Source organism: Streptomyces sp. DH-12 (assembly GCF_002899455.1).
Taxonomy (GTDB): Bacteria; Actinomycetota; Actinomycetes; order Streptomycetales; family Streptomycetaceae; genus Streptomyces.
This window is the reverse complement of record NZ_PPFB01000001.1, coordinates 299872-318903: the sequence shown is the minus strand read 5'-3', so window position 1 is coordinate 318903 and position 19032 is coordinate 299872. Positions and strand designations below refer to the sequence as shown.

At 70.4% G+C, this 19032-nt stretch carries 18 protein-coding genes and 1 pseudogene; 11 read left to right on the top strand and 8 right to left on the bottom strand.

All coding sequences use genetic code 11. The features are described from left to right. The first annotated feature begins 58 nt into the window (after positions 1-58). From C1708_RS00675 to C1708_RS00665, 3 genes are read left to right on the top strand one after another with little or no spacing between them, the layout of a single operon-like run. Positions 59-412 (top strand): hypothetical protein, encoded by a 354-nt coding sequence (locus C1708_RS00675; protein ID WP_241911126.1) that lies wholly within the window; start codon positions 59-61, stop codon positions 410-412. A gap of 51 nt (positions 413-463) precedes the next feature. After that, entirely contained in the window at positions 464-763 is a 300-nt protein-coding gene (locus C1708_RS00670; RefSeq protein ID WP_106410802.1) for a transposase, read from the top strand. Between the two features lie 2 nt (positions 764-765). Then, positions 766-1647, top strand: coding sequence for an IS3 family transposase (locus C1708_RS00665; RefSeq protein ID WP_241911404.1), 882 nt, complete (start codon positions 766-768; stop codon positions 1645-1647). A gap of 120 nt (positions 1648-1767) precedes the next feature. Here C1708_RS00665 and C1708_RS00660 read toward each other — a convergent pair whose 3' ends face one another. From C1708_RS00660 to C1708_RS00640, 5 genes are all read right to left on the bottom strand, one after another. Then, positions 1768-2220 carry a hypothetical protein gene (locus tag C1708_RS00660; RefSeq protein ID WP_106410800.1) on the bottom strand — a complete coding sequence of 151 codons (453 nt, stop codon included), beginning with the start codon at positions 2218-2220 and terminating at the stop codon, positions 1768-1770. Between the two features lie 61 nt (positions 2221-2281). Beyond that, on the bottom strand, positions 2282-2467 hold the full coding sequence (locus tag C1708_RS34250; protein WP_198602362.1) for a hypothetical protein: 186 nt from the start codon (positions 2465-2467) through the stop codon (positions 2282-2284). A gap of 596 nt (positions 2468-3063) precedes the next feature. Next, entirely contained in the window at positions 3064-4434 is a 1371-nt protein-coding gene (locus C1708_RS00650) for an amidohydrolase family protein (RefSeq protein ID WP_106410798.1), read from the bottom strand. A gap of 98 nt (positions 4435-4532) precedes the next feature. Beyond that, a complete protein-coding gene (locus C1708_RS00645; protein ID WP_106410797.1) occupies positions 4533-5486 on the bottom strand; it encodes a DMT family transporter in 954 nt (317 codons plus the stop codon). Between the two features lie 193 nt (positions 5487-5679). Continuing rightward, positions 5680-6564 (bottom strand): NAD-dependent epimerase/dehydratase family protein, encoded by an 885-nt coding sequence (locus C1708_RS00640; protein WP_106410796.1) that lies wholly within the window; start codon positions 6562-6564, stop codon positions 5680-5682. A 125-nt stretch (positions 6565-6689) separates the two neighbouring features. On the opposite strand from C1708_RS00640, the gene C1708_RS00635 reads away from it, so the two are divergent. Next, positions 6690-7589: a LysR family transcriptional regulator gene (locus tag C1708_RS00635; protein WP_106416079.1), complete on the top strand. Its 900-nt coding sequence runs from the start codon at positions 6690-6692 to the stop codon at positions 7587-7589. A gap of 293 nt (positions 7590-7882) precedes the next feature. Here C1708_RS00635 and C1708_RS00630 read toward each other — a convergent pair. Together C1708_RS00630 and C1708_RS00625 are read right to left on the bottom strand one after the other, a co-directional pair. Next, positions 7883-8679 (bottom strand): IS5 family transposase gene (locus tag C1708_RS00630; RefSeq protein ID WP_106416078.1). Its coding sequence is split into 2 segments (ribosomal slippage): positions 7883-8341 and positions 8344-8679, totalling 795 coding nucleotides; the frame shifts between segments, so codons are not numbered across the junction. Positions 8680-8751: 72 nt separating this feature from the next. After that, positions 8752-9813 carry an MFS transporter gene (locus tag C1708_RS00625; RefSeq protein WP_106410795.1) on the bottom strand — a complete coding sequence of 354 codons (1062 nt, stop codon included), beginning with the start codon at positions 9811-9813 and terminating at the stop codon, positions 8752-8754. A 349-nt stretch (positions 9814-10162) separates the two neighbouring features. Between C1708_RS00625 and tap the strand changes: the two genes are divergently transcribed. The 3 genes from tap to C1708_RS34700 all read left to right on the top strand — a co-directional run bounded on the left by tap (position 10163) and on the right by C1708_RS34700 (position 14406). Then, on the top strand, positions 10163-12397 hold the full coding sequence (tap, locus tag C1708_RS00620; RefSeq protein ID WP_106410794.1) for a telomere-associated protein Tap: 2235 nt from the start codon (positions 10163-10165) through the stop codon (positions 12395-12397). Positions 12398-12409: 12 nt separating this feature from the next. Continuing rightward, positions 12410-12967, top strand: coding sequence for a telomere-protecting terminal protein Tpg (gene tpg, locus C1708_RS00615; protein ID WP_106410793.1), 558 nt, complete (start codon positions 12410-12412; stop codon positions 12965-12967). A gap of 479 nt (positions 12968-13446) precedes the next feature. Next, complete coding sequence (locus C1708_RS34700) at positions 13447-14406, top strand: tyrosine-type recombinase/integrase (RefSeq protein WP_241911125.1); 960 nt, start codon at positions 13447-13449, stop codon at positions 14404-14406. A 155-nt stretch (positions 14407-14561) separates the two neighbouring features. Here the strand turns inward: C1708_RS34700 and C1708_RS00605 are convergent, their stop codons facing one another. Continuing rightward, positions 14562-15188 carry a TetR/AcrR family transcriptional regulator gene (locus C1708_RS00605; RefSeq protein WP_106410788.1) on the bottom strand — a complete coding sequence of 209 codons (627 nt, stop codon included), beginning with the start codon at positions 15186-15188 and terminating at the stop codon, positions 14562-14564. 99 nt (positions 15189-15287) lie between these two features. Between C1708_RS00605 and C1708_RS00600 the strand changes: the two genes are divergently transcribed. The 4 genes and pseudogenes from C1708_RS00600 to icmB all read left to right on the top strand — a co-directional run bounded on the left by C1708_RS00600 (position 15288) and on the right by icmB (position 18776). Beyond that, on the top strand, positions 15288-15941 hold the full coding sequence (locus tag C1708_RS00600; protein WP_106410789.1) for a CatB-related O-acetyltransferase: 654 nt from the start codon (positions 15288-15290) through the stop codon (positions 15939-15941). A 58-nt stretch (positions 15942-15999) separates the two neighbouring features. Then, positions 16000-16584: pseudogene (locus C1708_RS00595) on the top strand (glycosyltransferase); the annotation flags it as partial. Positions 16585-16752: 168 nt separating this feature from the next. Continuing rightward, a complete protein-coding gene (locus C1708_RS00590) occupies positions 16753-18339 on the top strand; it encodes an acyl-CoA mutase large subunit family protein (RefSeq protein ID WP_106410792.1) in 1587 nt (528 codons plus the stop codon). Positions 18340-18359: 20 nt separating this feature from the next. Beyond that, a complete protein-coding gene (gene icmB / locus C1708_RS00585; protein WP_106410791.1) occupies positions 18360-18776 on the top strand; it encodes a coenzyme B12-dependent isobutyryl CoA mutase small subunit in 417 nt (138 codons plus the stop codon). The last annotated feature ends 256 nt before the right edge of the window (positions 18777-19032 follow it).

Below are 19032 nucleotides of genomic sequence, written 5' to 3'. Positions count from 1 at the left end.
GCGGTGTTTCGGCGGCAGGGACGGGGTGTTGTGTCGTCTCTTCGGTGGAGGTGCCGGGATGCCGTCGGTGTTGGGGTTGCTGGAGGAGCGTGAACGTGCGGCTCGGCAGCGGGTTGAGGCTCTCCAGGCCGAGCTGCGGGAGGCCGAGGCTGTGTGGGAACGGTTCGTCATCGCCCGTGAGACGGTCGGCGAGGTTCTGGCGGGGTCCGGCGGTGGCCGGGATGCGCCGCCCGCCGTGTCGGCCGACGAACGGCCGGCCCAGGCCAGGACGGCGGTGCCCGGTTCGGTGGTGCCGCACTGGCAGGAAGGGCTCGCCCCGACGGTCCTCGCGCCGGACTACCAGCGGATCATAGACGCCCTGGCCGACGGGAGCGGGATGCGGGGAAGGCAATGGACTGAAGCTTCCCCTTGATCGTGGACACCTGGAGACTGGGACGTGAGGTTCCAGAGGAAGTAGCACCAGGTGGGAAGCAAGTACACGAAGCGGTACACCGAGGAGTTCAAGCGGGACGCGATCGCGCTCGTCGACTCCTCGGGCAAGACGGTCACCGCCGTCGCCCGGGAACTCGGCATCAGCTCCGAGTCCCTGCGCGGCTGGTATCGCCGGGCCAAGGCCGACCAGGGCGAGGGCGCCCCGGGCGAGCTGACCAGCGCGGAGCGTGAGGAACTGCGCCGGCTGCGCAGAGAGAACCGCGAACAGCAGCAGACGATCGAGCTCCTGAAAAAAGCGACGGCCTTCTTCGCGAAGGAGAGCGACCGGTGACCATGTTGTACCGGTTGATCCATGCGGAGAAGGCGAACTACCCGATCGTGATGTTGTGCCGGGTGCTGCGCGTGGCCCGCTCCTCCTACTACGCCTGGCGCGAGGGCGAGGCCGCTCGGCAGGCCCGCCGGGCGGCCGACGACGCGCTCGCCCACGAGATCACCGTGCTCCACATCGCCTCACGTCGCACCTACGGCGTCCCGCGCATCCACGCCGAGCTGCGACGTCTGGGGCACCGGGTGAACCGCAAGCGCACCGCCCGCGTCATGCGCGAGCGCGACATCCGCGGCGTCACCCGCCGCAAGCACCGCTCGCTGACCCGGCCGGACGTGAAGGCGAGGCCGGCCCCGGACCTGATCGGCCGCGACTTCCACGCCGAGCGTCCCGGGATCAAGCTGGTCGGCGACATCACCTATCTCCCGACGGCTGAGGGCTGGCTCTACCTCGCCTGCTGGCTGGACCTAGCCACCCGGGAGGTCGTCGGCTATGCCATGGCCGATCACCATCGCGCCGAGCTCGTCGTCGCCGCCCTCGACATGGCCTACGGCCGAGGCGGTCTGGAGCCCGGATGCGTGATCCACAGCGATCGCGGCAGCGAGTACACATCGGCGCAATTCAGGGATCGGATAAAGGAGTTGGGGCTGCGACAGAGCTGCGGACGCACCGGATCATGTTTCGACAACGCCGCGGCGGAGAGCTTCTGGGCCCTGCTCAAGGAGGAGATCGGCACCCGGACCTGGCCCGACCGGGCCACCGCCCGCGCCGAGGTCTTCACCTTCATCGAGACCTTCTACAACCGCCGCCGCCTACGCAAGCACAAGATCTTCGGCTACCTCACCCCGGCCGAGACCAGGCAGCGGCATCAACACACCCTCGCGGCATAACGAACGAGTGTCCAAGATCACGGGGAAACTTCAGCTGCCGTGTCACAGCTTTGGTGTCGTGTGGGCCGGGGCCTGGCGTCTGGCCGGAGACGGGGATGTGGGCCCCGGGCGAGGGCTGTGTCAGGGCTGGTGGTTCCCGGAAACCACCGCGATTCTCCAGACAGAGGTTCCGCCGGTCACCTGGACGGTGAGGTGCTGGGGCTTTTTGTCCTCGTAGACGACGCCCACGGTGTGGACCCCGTTGCATGTGACCGGGTGGGGGTTGCTGCTGTCCCGGTCCACGATCGAGACCTTGCCTTTGCCCTCGCACGTCGCGTAGAGGGTGTAGGCGCCTTCCTGCGGGGTGAATTCGGGCAGTTCCTGGTTCTTGTCGCCGGTGGTCTCGGCTACCAGGGTCCGCGCGTTCTCGGGCAGGTCGAGGCTGGGTGGCTGCGTGGCGGGTGCTCGTGTGGGCTTGTCGGCGGAAGCGGTCGGAGCGGTGGGGCTCGGATGCTTCGCCTCAGGTCCGTCGGAGCAGCCTGCGGCGAGGAGCAGCGTGGCCAAGGCGGCAGCGGTGAGTGTGGTGCGACGCAACGGGGTCTCCCGGGAGTGAAGGCGGGGTGCCCGGCCCTGGTGCCAGGGCCGGGCGCGGGGGCTAGCTGACGCGCCAGCCTTCGCGGTAGGGAGCCCAGACGGTCATGTACTGCTTGTTGGACTTCTGGCAGGCGCTGCCGCGGTGGTACTTGTACCCGTAGACATTTTCCTTCAGAATCCCGTAGTCGCCGTACACGATGCTCTTGGCGGGAACCTTTCCGTAGGTCTCGACTGGCGCTGCCACCATCCGATCGCCTTGCGGGCGATGGACAGTTCCCGGTTGACGGTGTCGGCGTCCATCTCGTCCACCCGTGCCGCCGCCAGCTCGGCCAGAGCCTCCGGCAGCGCCGGTTCCCCGGCGAGCATCCATCCCCACGTCGTCAGCGAGACCCGGTAGATCCGCGCGGAGGACTTCGCGATCCCGGCGCGGGTGAGGTATCGCTCGACCGCCGCGGTGTACGACGCGGGCGGGGCGGACAGGGCACCACCCGGGCGCGCGGCACACGCAGCACACCCCCGCTCCCGAGTTCGGTCACCGGTTCGATCGCCACGTCCGTCCCGCCCCTCCGGTCCTGTCGCAGTAAATGCGGACACCTCGCCTGCGGCGGTCGGAGAGTCCGCCGCAGGTCGCGAAGATCGCCATAGGGTGGTCTGCCGCAGTAAATCCGGCATTTACCGCGACGGCGGCCCAGAGCGCGCATCAGGGCGGTGGCGCGAGTGCGCAGCTCTGCTGCTACGGGGACGCCGGTTGCGTGTCGAAGCGGCTTCCGGTGCGCCACGGCGACGTGCATCTGTCGGCCGGGTCGTCGTTCGCGTCGGCCCCGTGCCTGCCTGGTGGTCGGCTCAGACCGGGAGCGGCAGACCGGCGGCGTGGAAGAGCCGGTCACGGGAGGCCGCGGCCTCGTCGAAGACGGCGTCGCCTCCCTTCAGTACACCGTTCTCCTTGAGGATGGCACCGGCCACTACGACCAGGTCGACATTGCCGGCGTGGCCGCCCGCGACGATCGTGGCCGCGACGTCCGTGGCGGGCAGCATGTTGGCGTGATCGAGGCGGATCATGATCAGGTCTGCCTCCTTGCCCGGGGTCAGGCTGCCGGTGCGGTCGTCGATCCCCGCGGCCCGTGCGCCCTCGATGGTCGCGAAGGACAGCAGGTCGGCGGCGTTGAACGTGGGTAGGCCGGGAACACGGTCCATGGGCCCGGCCGCACCGGCGAGGATCAGCTGCTGGTAGGCGAGGGTCGCCCGCATGACGCCGAACATGTCACCGCTTACGATCGTCTCGGTGTCCACGCTGAGGCTCGGGCGGACACCGGCGGCCAGCAGCCGGTTGGTGGCCGGCTGGCCCAGGCCCGGCATGAAGACCTCGAGGGCGCCGGCCACGGACGCGGTGGCGCCGCGTGCGGCCAGCATTCTCAGCTCCTCGTCGGTCGACGTGCACAGGTGGACGAACGTCATGTCGGAGGCGAGCAGCCCGGCCTCCTCCAGTTGCCGTACGGCCTGCTGCTCCGCCCCCCACTCGCCGAGGCCCACGTGCATGCTGATGCGCAGGCCCAGTTCACGGGCGAGCCGGATGTCATGCTCGGACACATCGGGGGTGGACAACTCCGGTCCGCGGAGCATTGCGTTGAGGGTTACCCGCGCCGAGTCGTCGGAGAGCACCTCGTTGCGGATGCGCCGAATGTCGTCGGGGTGGGTGCGGTCGCTGCCGAACTGCCATTGTTCGGCCTCCGTCGACGGCCAGCCGTGGTCGAAGACGGCACGGATGCCCGACTCCCAGTGCGCGGCGATCGCCGCGTCCGAGTGCTCGGGGCTGTTGCTGATGTGCGATTCGTCCCGAACGGTCGTCACCCCGGAGTCGAGGGACATCAGGTCCGCCGCCAGGTTGCCGATGTGTACGTCCCGGGGGTCGAAGTACTGTCCGAGGCCGATTTGCACCTGGCTGCGGTACTCCTGGTAGGTCCAGGCAGGGCCGAGATTGCGCAGCGCTCCCTGCCAGTTGTGGCGGTGGGTATCAATGAAACCGGGCAGCACGGCGTTCCCTGTGCCGTCGATGACCCTGGCCCGGTCGTCGGACAGGTCCCGGCCGACCTTGAGGATCCTGCCGTGGGCGATGAGGACATCGCCCACGAAGTTGCCGAGCTTGTCGTCCTGCGTCATCAGGTATGCGCCCTTGATCAGGATGCGTTCGTTGTTCTGCGGCTGGTTCTGGGACACCTGTGGTTCCTTTCGTGCCGTGGGCGGCACTGTGTTGCTTCTCCAACGAGAGAGGGGTGGTGGGTCGGGTCCGCGTCCGGTCCGGGCGCGGACGTGGATCACTTCGCGGTGGTGTCACGAGGGCGTCGGGAGGCAATCCAGACGGCGCCAAACGTGAGGAACGCACCGAGGACGGTGAGGGCGGAGGGGGACCGACCGCCCGAAGGGACCAGGAAGTCCAGGGCGATCGAACTGGCGAGCTGCCCCGCGATAGAGGCCATGCCCAGCAGCAGGACACCGATCCGGCGCACCAGGAATGCCGAGGCGCCGATGAACACCACGCCGCACAGACCACCGAGGTAGACCCACAAGCTGGTGGGCAGCGGGTCCCCCGCGGTCCCCTGCACGAGTGTTTTCACCCCCCAGGCCGCGGCGAGGAACACCGCACCGACAAGGAAGTTGAGCCAGGTCGCTGCGATCGGCGAGCCCGACGCGGCCGTCGTCGCTCCGTTGAGTGCCTGCTGCACACCGAGGAGGAAGCCGGCGGCGAGGGCGGCGAGGGCCGACAGGATGATCGTGCCCGGCGCGAGGGTGTCGGCGAAACGGGGCAGGGCGGACACGGCTGCGGCCACCAGGATGACGGCCGCTCCCGTGAGCCGGGCGGCGCCCGGGCGCTGCCGCAGGCCGCCGCCGATACCCCGGCTGTCCACGATCAGACCGCCGAAGGTCTGACCGGCGATGGCCGACACGGTGAACACGGCGACTCCAGTGACCAGCGCGGCGGTGGACTGGGCCAGGGCGAACGTGCCGCCGAGCACACCGGCCAGCAGGTACCGGCGGGGGAGCCGCCCATCCCGTGAAGCGCCGGCCAGGCTGCGCAGCGCGCCGCGCAGCCCGGAGGAGAAGAGCGCGAGGAGGGACAACAGGACGAGTCCGCCCGAGAAACTGATCGCCGCCGCGGCGATGCCGTCGTCGAGGCGATGACTCAGCTCGCCGTTCAGACGGGCCTGTACCGGCACCACCATGCCGGCTGCGATGGCTGCCGTGACGGCCAGCGAGCCGCCGCGAGGCACGGATGGGCGGGACTGTTCCGCCGACTGGGGACCGGGCCCAGCAGGGCGGCGACGACCTGATCCGGTTGGAGCGGTGGAAGTACTCATGTCGAAGTTCCTCAAGAAGGGTTGCGGCCGGGCAGGGCCCGGTCGGCCCGGCCGCCGATGGCCGGTCGGGTCCCGCCTGCGGCGGGGCCCGGGGCGCGGGCCTTTCTCAGAAGCCAGTACGCGCGATGTCGTCGAGGACCGACGGTCCCGTGGGGGTCCAACCCAGGACACGCCGGGCCGTGTCGCCCGAAGCCTGCTGGTCGAGGAGAAGGGCCTCGCCGAGCAGGCCGAGCCGGTCGAGCGTCTGCACGACGGGTTCGGGCTCGACGCGTCCGGCCAGGCCGACGGAGCGGCTCACCGCTTCGGTGATCTCCCGTACGGTCGGGTTCGTACCGCTGGCGCCGATGAAGTACGAACCGGCCGGGGCCTTCTCCAGCGCGAGCACGTAAAGCTCGGCCAGGTCGTCCACGTGCACGGTGCTCCAGTGTTGGTCACCGGAACCGATCATGGTGAGCGCCGGGGTGTTTCCGGTGGTTCGAGGACCGGCGGCGACGAGGTTCAGCAGACCGCCGCCGTGGCCGTACACCACTGCCGGTGCGATGACCGAGGTCCGGACGCTCTGCGCGTCGCGCACGAGCTTGTCGAGCGGCACCCGCCAGGCGGTCAGCCGCAGGGCGTTCACTCCGGACGACTCGGTGATCGCCGAACCGCTGCCGTGCAGCCAGACGCCGGTGGTGTGCACGAACGGCCGGTCCGTGTTCCGCAGCGCGTGCAGGAAGCTGGTGACGGCGACCCCGTCGACGGTCGCGCTGGTCTCGTCGCCTGGCGACGCCAGGTGGATCACGCCGTCGCTCGCAGTCGCGAGTTCCTCCAGGGCGTGGCCGTCTGCCAGGTCGGCAACCGCAGGCTCGGCGCCCTTGGCCCGCACCAGCTCGGCCTTCTCGGCTAAGCGGACCAGGGCAGTGACCTGGTGGCCGCCGGAGACGAGCCGATCGAGCACCGCGGCTCCGATGTAGCCGGTGCCGCCGGTGAGCAGTACGCGCACGGTCATCCTCTTTCGCTGACGCTTCCTGGTCCGGGCGTTGCCCCGCACGACAACAGTCGCCCTGCCCAGCTATCGTGTCCAACGAATGTTTTCGAATTCTCGATCGGACATACCGATTAATGAGGATGGGCGTGGACCAGAAGCGGCTGGAGTACTTCATCACCGTCGCCGAGGAGCTGAACTTCACGCGGGCGGCCGAGCGGCTGCACGTCACTCAGTCCACGCTCTCGGCCGGCATCAAGGCCTTGGAGCACGAGCTCCGGACCGAACTGCTCCTCCGCTCCACGCGGTCGGTCAGACTGACGGAGGCCGGCTCGGCGTTCCTCCCCGAGGCGCGGACCGCGATCGAGGCACTCGACCGGGCCCGGGCGGCAGTGGAGCCACTCTCCACGGGGCTGCGCGGCAGCCTCACCGTTGGCGTCCTCAGCGGGCTGACGGTCATCGACATACCCGCGCTGGCCGGTGAATTCCACCGCCGTCATCCCGAGGTCCGGTTGCGTACCGAGACCTCCCAGCGGGGAACCTCCGGGCTGATCGAGCGGATCAAGGAGAGCCACATCGACGTGGCCTTCGTAGGAGCCGATATCAAGGACGATCACCTCAGATCGAGGGCCATCAAGAGGTACGAGGTCCAGCTGCTGGTCCCCGCCGATCACCCACTGGCCTGCCGGAAGCGTGTGCGGCTCAGAGACATCGCCGGGGAATCCTTCGTCGACATGCCCGCCGGTTTCGGGCAACGCCAGGTCGCGGACGACGCGTTTACGAAGGAGGAGCTGTCCCGGCGGGTCCTCATCGAGGTCTCGGACATCACCACGATCGTGGACTACGTGGCGCACGGCTTGGGCGTGGCGCTGTTGCCCTCGGACTTCGCCGCGGCGGCCGGGGACGCCGTTTGTACCGTCCCCCTCGCGGACGCCCGACTGGCCTGGACGCTCAGCGTGGTCGCCTCCGCGACGCGTCCGCCGACGCGGGCGCTGCATGCCTTCCTCGACCTGATCCCACACCACATCCGGCGCGACCGCATGTTCTGAACGGACTTCCCCGGCCGTGCCCGGATCACTTCCCGAAATCCACCGGGCTCGCGTGGGCGGGGTACTTGCTCATGACCGGTGGCCCGGTTGGAGGCGTTCATGGAGATCGCGATCCGGATCACCGCGCCACGAGCCCGGGGCAGCCACGCGTCGGGGTCTCGCCACGCGAGACGCCTGTACGGCCCCCGCTCGCAGTGCTGCGCAGGTTCATTTGTTCTCCACGGGGGATCGCGCCGCCTGGTCGGCCGGGGCCGAGAGCATGATGGAGGCCGCGGCGAGGTTAAGACGTCGTCTCATTTGGTGAGTCCGCGGTAGCAGATGAGGCTGCAGGCGATGGCGGTGAAGGCGAGGAAGTGCTCGGCCTTGCGTTCGTAGCGGTGGTGCAGGCGGCGGCAGCCGGCCAGCCAGGACATGGTGCGCTCGATCGTCCAGCGGTGCCGGCCCAGCCGGGTGGACGACTCGATGCCCTTGCGGGCGATGCGGTGCCGGATGCCTCGCTTGCGGAGCCATCGCCGCAGGTGGCCGTAGTCGTAGCCCTTGTCGCCGTGGAGTTCGGCGGGGCGGCGTCGACGGGGTCCGCGGCGGGAGCGGATCGGCGGGATGCCCCGCACGAGCGGCTCGAGTGCCTGGCTGTCGTGAGGATTGGCGCCGGAGATCCCGATCGAGAGGGGCAGACCGGTCCGCTCGGCGATCAAGCGGATCTTCGAGCCTTCCTTGCCCCGGTCCACAGGATCCGGACCCGTCAGGTCCCCCCTTTCACGGCCCGCATGCTCACCGAACCGATCGCGCACCGCGACCAGTCCAGCTCCCCGCGCGAGCCCGGTTCATCGAGGACGAGCCGGTGCAGCTTCGCCCGGACCCGGGCGGCGGACCACTCAGTGAAGCGCCGGTGCGCAGTCGGTCCCGACGGGCCGAAGACCGGCGGCAACTGCCGCCATGTGCAGCCCGTCGTGGCCACGAAAACGATCGCGGCCAGCACCTCACGATCCCCGTACCGGCACCGACCACCACCCTGCGGCCGTGATGGAGCAGGGGGCACCACTCGCTGGAACAGCTCCCACAACTCGTCCGGCACCATACGCTCGACCATCACCACGTGATGCGGACTACCCAACACCCCAAATAAGACGACGTCTTAGCTGGCGTTCGAGGACGCTGATCTTCACGGGGTTGCGTCGGGTGGGTGTGAGGTGCGGGGGCGGCGTAGGGCGGGGGCGGCCGCGAGGGCGGCCGGTAGCGGGAGGGCCGCGACCAACAGGGCGAGGGAGATGGAGAGGTGTTCCGTCAACAGGCCGGCGGTCAGTGTGCCGGCGGCTGTGCCTACGGCGTTGGTGGACATGAACAGGGCGAAGGCCTCGCTGTGCCGGTCAGGGGCGATTCGTTGTGGGACGAGAGCGAAGGTGAAGCTGACCGCGGGGCCGAGGAAGCAGCCGGCGGCCATGACGACCGCCAGCACACCGGCGTACGGCGGGAGTGTGACTAGGGCCAGGAAAGCGAGCCCGTAGCAGGCGTGGCAGAGCACCGACCGGCGGGCCTCCGCGCCTTGGGCGAGGTAGCGCTCCGCCGCCGGGACGGTCAGCAGCAGGACGGTGGCCGCGCTGGTCATGGACAGTGCCGCGATGAGCAGCCCGCTGCCGGCGGGCGCCTCCCCGCGGTCGTGCAGGAGAGCAGGCAGGGCGACGTCCAGGGTGCCCAGGTTGATCCCGACGCTGAGGTTCAGCACCAGCAGGGGCAGCACGGCCCGCACCAGTCCTACGGTGCGCTGATGTGCCGCTGGGGAGGTCGGGGGCGTGCGACGGCCGGGGATGCGGCGCACCAGCAGGCAGGCCGCCGCCCAGAAGAGGACTGCACAGGCGATCGGGGCGATGGTACCAAGACCGGTGGCCAGGACAGCGGTGAGAGCGGGGCCGGCCACCCAGGTGATCTCGGTGATGGCGGAGTCCCCGGCGAAGGCGCGGGTCGAGGTGCGCTCGCCCCACAGCACGGGCAGCAGGCTCCGCATCCCTCCCGGTGCTCCAGCCGTGGCCACCGCAGCGGCGGCCGCTGCCGCGGCGAGGACGGCCACGGGTGCGCGGACGGCCAGTGCGGCGACGAGGACAGCCAGCATCAAAGCTCCGCCGATCAGCGGAAGGGTGAGCCCGGCGGGCAGGACAGTGCGGTCGAGTCGCCGACCGCGCCAGGGCGCGGTCAGGGCGGCGGCGCCGGCGTAGGCGCCGGCCAGCACGCTTCCTGCGGTGAACGATCCGGTGGCGGACTGCCCCGGACAACGCCCGTCTGAGGGCACCTGTCGTCCAGACCGAGATCGATCCAGGCGGCCCGCTGACAGGAGCGGCTTGCGGCACGTGTGTCCGGTCCGTATCCGGTCTTCCCCAAGGGCCGGTGGCGGACCACCTGGGAAACACGTCACCTCTTTCAGGCAGACTGACCAGCCATTCAGCTTGACCGCGGCACCCTTGCCCATCAGAGGCGCCGTGCGCTGTTTCCCCTCTGAACGCGCTCCACCCGGAGATTCGTACGCCAAATGTACGCGAAACGTACGCGACATGGGTAGAGTGTGAGGCAGGAGGTGTTCCATGTCCGAGTTGTTCGACGCGGTCGACGCGCTCGTCGCGTCCCGCGCCGTACTTCCGCCGCCGGCGGAGCGCAAGCGGCTGCGCACCGCGCACGGCCTGACGATCGACGAAGTGGCAGGCGCGCTGAAGGTGCGCCGGGCCACGGTGTCCGGCTGGGAGTCCGGTAAGACCGAGCCTCGTCCGCCGGAGCGCGACGCCTACGCCCGGCTGCTGAACAAGCTCGCGGAGCTCTACCCCGCCGATACCACCGCCGCGCCGGTCCAGGACGCCGCGGCACCGGCCACGTTCACCGCCCCGCCCGCCCCGGCAAAAGCGCGGCCCCTGTCCCCGGTCCAGGCTCCCGCCGCTGCGGACACGACTGCGCCCGAGAACACCCGGGCCGCTGCCCCTGCTCCCGCCGCCGCTCCGGCGGCCGCGCCCCGTCCGGCGCGCACCACCAGGACGTCGTCGACGTCGCGCCGCCCCAGCGCGAGGGAGGCGGCCCCGGCCGGTGCCCCGGCGGGCACCGACCCGCGGTTCGAGAACGGACCGCTCGCGGTCGTCGACGTCGAGGACGGGAAGGTGCTGGCGTACTGCACCGGCGGCCTGGTTCTGGACGTGCCCGCCAAGAGCGTCCCGGCCCTGGTCGACTGGACGCTGCGCGAGGCGAAGCTCGGTCAGCCGAAGCTCGCCGGGCCGGGAAAGGACGCCGACCCGCTGATCGTGCTCACCGAGGCCGCGCTGGAGCGCTACGGCCTCCCCGTCACGCTCACGGAGGAGGAGAGGCACGCCGGGCGGATCCCGGAGGGCCACAAGGTCATCAAGCAGCTCGCGCGCGCGGAGTGGAAGCTGACCAAGCGCGGGTTCGGCCCGTGGGCGCGGATCTACCGCCCCGCGACCGGTTCGGAACGGGCCTGCGTGCAGCTGTGCATCCCCTCCTGGAACGCGTTGGACACCCGGCACTGGGGCGAGGCCGGGCAGCTCCCGCCGGCCGAACTCGCCCGCGTCCTGGGCGTGTACGCCTCCCGGGTGATGACGCCGCGCGGATCGACCGCCGTGACCGGCCTGGAGCTGATGACCGCGCTGCACCCGCCGACGCGCGCCTCCGAGCCCGACGCGACGGGGAAGCGTCACTCCGAGCACAACCCCGGCTCGTTGGGCAAGGACCCGGTCGACCCGGCGCCGTGCGAGGCCCCCGACGGCCACCCGGTCCTCAAGGACCTGCCCCGGTTCCACGTGCGTGGCCCCGGCGAGAAGCTGTTCGAGGAGGCGTACGACTGGGCACGGCCGATGACCGACGCGGAGTGCACCCTGCGCAACCTGGTCGGCATCGACGTCAACATGGCCTTCGCCGCCGGCGCGAACGGTCTGAACGTCGGCCTCGGTGCGCCCACCCACGTCACCGATCCGGTGTTCGATCCGAAGCTGCCCGGCTCGTGGCTGGTCGACCTCTCCCACGTCGACCTGTCCCGCGTGAAGGTGGGCAAGGAGTGGGTGGAGCTGGACGGCAGCCTGCTGCCCTCCCCGTTCACGCCGAAGGGCGAGCGTCCCGAGGGGCCGGCCTGGTACGCGACACCCACCGTCGCCTACGCGGCGGAGCTCGGCTACGAGGTGCGCCCGATCGAGGCGTGGGTCCGGTACGAGAACGGCCGCTACCTGGACGGCTGGTACAACCGGCTCCGTGACGCCTACCTCGCCACGATGGCCGACCTCGGCGTCGCCGCCGACCTCGCCCCGGCCGACTTCCTCGCCGCGATGGACGGCTACAAGGACCGCGACCCGGAGCTGGCGATCGTCGTCTCGGCGATCAAGGCGACGGTCAAGGGCGGTCTGGGCAAGCTGCGCGAGCGTCCGCGCGGGGAGGGCTGGCGGCCGGGCGAGCCGTGGCGGGCCCTGTCCCGCCCGACCTGGCGGCCGGACATCCGGGCGGCGGTCATCTCCCGCACCCGCATCAACCTGCACCGCAAGATCGTCAAGCACGCGGCGTTCACCGGCCAGTACCCGGTCGCGATCCTGTCCGACTGCGTCGTCTACGCCACCAACGGCGAGAGCCCGCTGGACTTCCTGCCCTACCGGGAGGGCAAGCCGCTGCCCGGCGGCTTCAAGCTCGGCATCAACCCCGGCCTGGTCAAGCACGAGGGCACCCAGACCGTCCTGTGGGGCGAGGAGGTCCGCGAGCGGTTCAACGCCCCGGAGCTCAACCTCGCCCGGTACATCAAGGACGGCACCGTCACCGACGTCGACAACGGAGAGTAGGAGTAGGCCACGATGAGCCTGTTCGGGGACGGCCTGGAGGCCGCGGTGCAGAAGGCGTTCACCCGTCCGGCGCCCAAGAGCGCACCCGCGCAGATGCGGTACCTGGTCAAGCAGCTCAAAGGCACGAAGGCGGTCGCGCAGTTGCTGCGGGTCTCCCAGCGCACCGTCGAGCGGTACGTGAAGGGCCAGATCAAGAAGCCCCGCCCGGACCTCGCCGCGCGTCTGGAGCGCGAGGTGAAGAAGCGGTGGCAGCCGCAGATCCGGGCCAAGGCCAAGGCGAAGGCGGCGACCGCCGACGGCATCGTCATCGACACCCGTGCCCGCATGGGCTACACCGCACCGATCGGATCGACCGACCAGGACCGCATCCGGCACCTGACCGTCGCCCTGCCCCCGCAGTACGCCGCCCGCCTCTTCGACGCCCAGGAGCAGGGCGCCAGCGACGCCCGCCTGCAGGAGATCACCGCCGAAGCGCTCAAAGAGGTGTACTTCCAGGACGGCGGCCGCCGCGCCGGCAGCCTGGAGGAGGTCAGGTTCACGGACATCGAGCACCTCGAGTTCGAGCTGTAACAGCCGCCCCCCTGACAGCCCGCGAGCCCCAGCGGACTGATTCCCGGTCGTCGGTGGCGAGCAGCCGGCGTGGGTGCGGGAGGCCATGTTCCCGGTCAGGGACGTACCTGGCCCGGCCCTGTTCTCGTATAGCTACGGCGAACGGACGTGTAGCGCTACGTGATGCTCGGGGCCTGGCCGGCGTGAGGGCCGGTGGTACAGCGGTTGGCGGTAGCGGCCATCCCGCTTCCCTGTCGGTATATCGAACTACCGGCCGCTCACGGCCCGCCAGGGTGGTGCCGCAGTAAATACCGGATTTACTGCGGCGGAGCCCCTACCGCGATCATCGCGACCTGCGGCGGACCACTGCGGCCGTCAGGGCGAGGTGTACGCATTTACTGCGGCAGGGCCGGAAGGGCAGGGCGGGCGTGGCGATCGAATCAGTGATCGAACTCGGAGCAGGGGGCGTGCTTCGGTTGCCGCGCGCCCGTGTCGTGCCTATGTCCGCCCCTCCGGCCACGTACACCGCGGCGGTCGATCGGTACCTCACCGGCGCGGGCATCGCGAAGTCCTCCGCGCGGATCTACCGGATCTCGCTGACGACGTGGGGGTGGATGTTCGCCGGCGAGCGCGCGCCGACCGGGCCCGCCCGACGCGGCGCGAAGCCGCCCCTAATCCCCATCGATGCGATTGACAACCCGGTGCTGCCGGAGGTCCTGGCCGAGCTGGCGGCGGCGCGGGCGGACGAGATGGACGGCGACACCGTAAACCGGGAGCTGTCCATCGCGCGCAAGGCGATCGGCTGGTGGCAGCGCCAGGGCTGGATCGCCTGCGACCCGACGATCGGCATCGAGCGGCGCCCGGCGCCGCCGGACCGCACGAAGGCCCTCTCGGAGAACCAGATCGCCGCCCTTTGGCACCTGGACGTCGCGCTGCGGGAGAAGACGCTCTGGAAGATGCTCTACGAGTCGGCGGCCCGGGCGGAGGAGATCCTGTGCCTGGACGTCGATGATCTGCACCCGGGCGACAAGCGTGGCCGGACCCTGGGCAAGGGCGGGGCGACCGAGTGGATCCACTGGCAGTCCGGCGCCGCCCAACTGCTGCCCCGGCTGATCGCCGGCCGGAGCCGCGGCCCGCTGTTCCTCACCGGCCGCAAGGCCCCAGCTGGGACGCCGACGTTGGACGTGTGCCCGGAGACCGGCCGGGCCCGGCTCTCCTACCGCCGGGCCGAGGAGATCTTCGAGGAGCACACCCGCTGCTGGCCGACCCCCTCGCCTCGCCTGAGGACATCGAGGACCTGGACGGCTGGACCCTGCACCGGCTCTGCCACAGTGCGCTCACCCACGACGCCGAGGGTGGCACCTCCACCCCGATGCTGCTGGCCCGCTCTCGTCACGCCTCCGTCCGCTCCCTGGAGCGGTACGCCCGCCCCGGTGTGGACGCGGTCGCCAGGCACGTAGCCGAGCGCGACCCGGCCGTCCGCCACCGTAGGTGAGCCCTCGAAAGTTGGTCTCGCGGCTATTTGCTCCCTGGTGTCCGAACCAGGGCTACTGGACCGTGATCCAGGTCTTGTGGCGCTCTTGATTGCGCTTGCGTTCGTTCCCTGTCTCCTCGGTCACACGCTCTCTTCCCGACGGACGGAGAAGGCGCCCGCGGCAGCCGCCAGGACCGCCGCTTCCGCGGCCCGTTCCGGGAGTTGCGGGTCCGGATCGGCACGCAGGAGCACCAGCTGGTGGTAGAGCGGCGCCGTGGCGGCGATCAGCAGGCTCCGCGCGTCCGTGTGCCGTGCGGGGAGTTCACCGCGCTCGATGGCGCGCTCGACGAGGATCTCGCACTGGGCGTACCGGTCCGTCCACACCTTCGTCTGGGCCCGCGCTGCCTGTTCGGAGTGGAACGAGGCGGCCATCAGGGCGACGGCGAGCGACGGCTGCACGACCAGGGATTCCTGGATCTCCTGGTTGAGGGCCGTCAGATCGCCGCGCAGGGAGCCGGTGTCCGGCGGCTGCCAGTCGATCTCGCCGGCGGCGTCGATGACGTCGACGAGCAGGCCGCCGACATCGCGCCAACGCCGGTAGACCGTGGCGCGGTGCACTCCGGCCCGCGTCGCGACGCCCTCCATCGTGAGTCCTTCGTGACCGCCTTCAGCGAGTTCGGCGCGCACCGCGTCGAGAACCTGGGCGCGGATGCGGGCGGTGCGACCGCCCGGACGGCGGTCCGGCGTCGTGTCCAGTGGGTCTGTCATCGGCAATCAGTATCCGGTTGATCAAGGCGGCAGGGCCGTGCCAGCATCTTAACGCGACAGTTGTCGCACTAGGTTCGCCAGAGAGGAACCGCATCCGTGATGCCGCCCGTTCCCGCTGACCCCACCGTGCTCCACCCGATGCCCGAGCACCCGCGCGTGGTTCTGCTCAAGCCGCTGGTGACGTCGCCGTTGATCGAGGTCGGTGACTTCTCCTACTACGACGATCCGGACGACCCGACCGCGTTCGAGACGCGCAACGTCCTCTACCACTACGGTCCCGAGCGGCTTGTCATCGGCAAGTACTGCGCGCTGGGGACGGGCACCCGGTTCCTCATGAACGGCGCCAACCACCGCATGGACGGCCCTTCCACCTTCCCGTTCCCCACCATGGGGGGTTCCTGGGCGGAGCACTTCGACCTGATCACCGACCTGCCCGGCCGGGGCGACACGGTCGTCGGCAACGACGTGTGGTTCGGCCACGGCGCCACGGTCATGCCCGGCGTACGCATCGGCCACGGCGCGATCATCGCCGCCGGCGCCGTGGTCACCGGCGACGTCCCCGACTACGGCATCGTCGGCGGCAACCCCGCCCGGCTCATCCGCACCCGCTACGACGCCGCGGACATCGCCCGGCTCCTCGCCGTGGCGTGGTGGGACTGGCCCGTGCAGCACATCACCAGGCAGGTACGGACGATCATGTCGGGGACCGTCGCCGACCTGGAGGAGGCCGCCGCGCAGATCGCCCGGCCCTGACGCCGCGTCCTCGCCACACCGCCCGCACCCGTCCCGCGCCAGAAACGAGTGATCGCCCATGTCCCGTCGCCGCGCCCATATCGCGATGGTCGGCGTCCCCATCGTCAGTCATGTCCTGCCCAGCCTCGCTCTCATCCGTGAGCTGGTGGCCCGCGGGCACCGGGTCACCTACGCCAACGACCCGTTCGTGGCCGACCGGATCGAATCCGCCGGCGCGGAGCTGGTGCCCTGCACCTCCACGTTGCCCGTCGAGGACAACGACTGGCCTGCCGATCCCATCGCCGCGGCGAGCCTCTTCCTCGACGACGCCGTCCAGGCGCTCCCGCAACTGCGCGCCGCCTACGACGACGATCCGGCCGACCTGTACCTCTATGACATCGGCGCTTATGCCGCGCGTGCCCTCGCCGAAGCGCAGGGCCGTCCCCTCGTGCAGCTGTCCCCGACGTTCGTCGGCTGGGACGGCTACCAGGAGGAAGTCGCGGCGCATCTGCGGAACCTGCCGGGCGCCGACGCGTACCGGGACAGGTTCGCACGGTGGCTCGCCGACTGCGGCGCCACCACCACGGACGTGGACACCTTCTCCGGTCCGCCCGCCCGGGCCCTCGCCCGCAACCAGGTCCTCCAGCCCCGAGCGAGTCGCATGGCTGAGCCGGTCCGTGTCGGCGACGCCTCCGCCCCGGTTTCCTCCGCCGTGCCGCCGGTCTGGTGGCCGCCTGCGGCGCGTCGTCCGCCGCTCTAGCCGCGTCATAGCCACCGGCCCCAGGGTGGGGCCACACCGCACGCGCGGAACAGCACCGACAGGAGCCGGCACATGGAGCACTCCAGAACAGGCGAGTCCGGTCCGCCCATCGAGCCGGTCTACGGGCCCGACGCCCTGTCGGGCTGGGATCCGGCGGAGAAGCTGGGTGAGCCGGGGAAGTATCCGTTCACGCGGGGTGTGTACCCGACGATGTACACGGGGCGTCCGTGGACGATGCGCCAGTACGCGGGTTTCGGCACGGCGACGGAGTCCAACGCCCGCTACAAGCAGCTCATCGCCAACGGCACGATGGGCCTGTCGGTCGCCTTCGACCTGCCCACCCAGATGGGACACGACTCCGACGCCCCCATCGCCTCCGGCGAGGTCGGCAAGGTGGGGGTCGCCATCGACTCGATCGACGACATGCGGGTGCTGTTCGACGGGATCCCGCTGGACAAGGTCTCCACGTCGATGACGATCAACGCCCCCGCCGCGCTGCTGCTGCTGCTGTACCAACTGGTCGCCGAGGAGCAGGGCGTGAGCGCGGACAAGCTCACCGGCACGATCCAGAACGACGTGCTGAAGGAGTACATCGCCCGCGGCACCTACATCTTCCCGCCCAAGCCGTCACTGCGGCTGATCGCGGACATCTTCAAGTACTGCAGGGCCGAGATCCCGAAGTGGAACACCATCTCCATCTCCGGCTACCACATGGCCGAGGCCGGCGCCTCCCCCGCGCAGGAGATCGCCTTCACCCTCGCCGACGGCATCGAGTACGTCCGCACCGCGGTCGCGGCCGGCATGGACGTCGACGACTTCGCCCCCCGCCTGTCCTTCTTCTTCGTGGCCCGCACCACCATCCTGGAGGAGATCGCCAAGTTCCGCGCCGCGCGCCGGATCTGGGCGCGGGTGATGCGCGAGGAGTTCGGCGCGAAGAACCCCAAGTCGCTGATGCTGCGCTTCCACACCCAGACCGCCGGGGTGCAGCTGACCGCCCAGCAGCCCGAGGTGAACCTGGTACGCGTCGCCGTGCAGGGCCTGGCGGCCGTCCTCGGCGGCACCCAGTCGCTGCACACCAACTCCTTCGACGAGGCCATCGCCCTGCCCACCGACAAATCCGCCCGCCTCGCCCTGCGCACCCAGCAGGTCCTCGCCTACGAGACCGACGTCACCGCCACCGTCGACCCCTTCGCCGGCTCCTACGTCATCGAGAAGATGACCGACGACGTCGAGGCCGCCGCGCTGGAACTGATGCAGAAGGTCGAAGACCTCGGCGGCGCGGTCAACGCCATCGAACACGGCTTCCAGAAGAACGAGATCGAACGCTCCGCCTACCGCATCGCCCAGCAGACCGACTCCGGCGAACGGGTCGTGGTCGGCGTCAACCGCTTCCAGCTCGACGAAGAGGAACCCTACGAACCCCTCCGCGTCGACCCCGCCATCGAAGCCCAACAGGCCGAACGCCTCGCCAAGCTGCGCGCCGAACGCGACCAGCACGCCGTCGACACCGCCCTGACCGCCCTGAAGAAAGCCGCCCAGGGCGACGACAACGTCCTCCACCCCATGAAAGACGCCCTCAAAGCACGGGCCACCATCGGCGAGGTCTGCAACGCCCTGCGCGAGGTGTGGGGCACGTACATTCCCACTGACGCCTACTGAGCCGAGGAACCCCGAAGCCCATGTCTGCCGCCACCAGCACCCCGCTCCGCGTCGTCGTCGCCAAACCCGGTCTGGACGGCCACGACCGCGGCGCCAAAGTGATCGCCCGGGCCCTCCGCGACGCCGGCATCGAGGTCGTCTACACGGGTCTGCACCAGACACCGCGCCAGATCGTGGACACAGCCCTCCAGGAGGACGCCGACGGCATCGGCCTGTCCGTGCTCTCCGGTGCCCACATGACCCTCTTCGCCGAGGTGCTCCGCCTCCTGCGCGAACAGGACGCCACCGACATCACTGTGTTCGGCGGCGGGATCATCCCGGACGCGGACATCCCGCCCCTGCTCGACCTCGGTGTGGCCGCACTGTTCACCCCCGGCACCACCACCCGGGAGATCACCGACTGGGTCCACACGAACGTGGCCCGCACCGTCTCCTGACCCTGCCGCACGACGTACGCGGAACACGCGGGGAGCGGACGGCGAAGCCGCGGACCGGGCTCGCGGGATCCCCGCGGGGAAGGCGGCACGGGCGGCCCGTCCGCCCGTGCCGCCGACGCACGGAACGTGAGGACCCCGTCCACGACGGGACCGGCACCCGGATCGTCGTCGCAGTGCCGCTCCACACGGGCGCTGCGTGGACGGCCGGGTCCAGGCAGCGGCTCGCGGCGGCCCGAGCCGCTCCCGGCACGGGCAC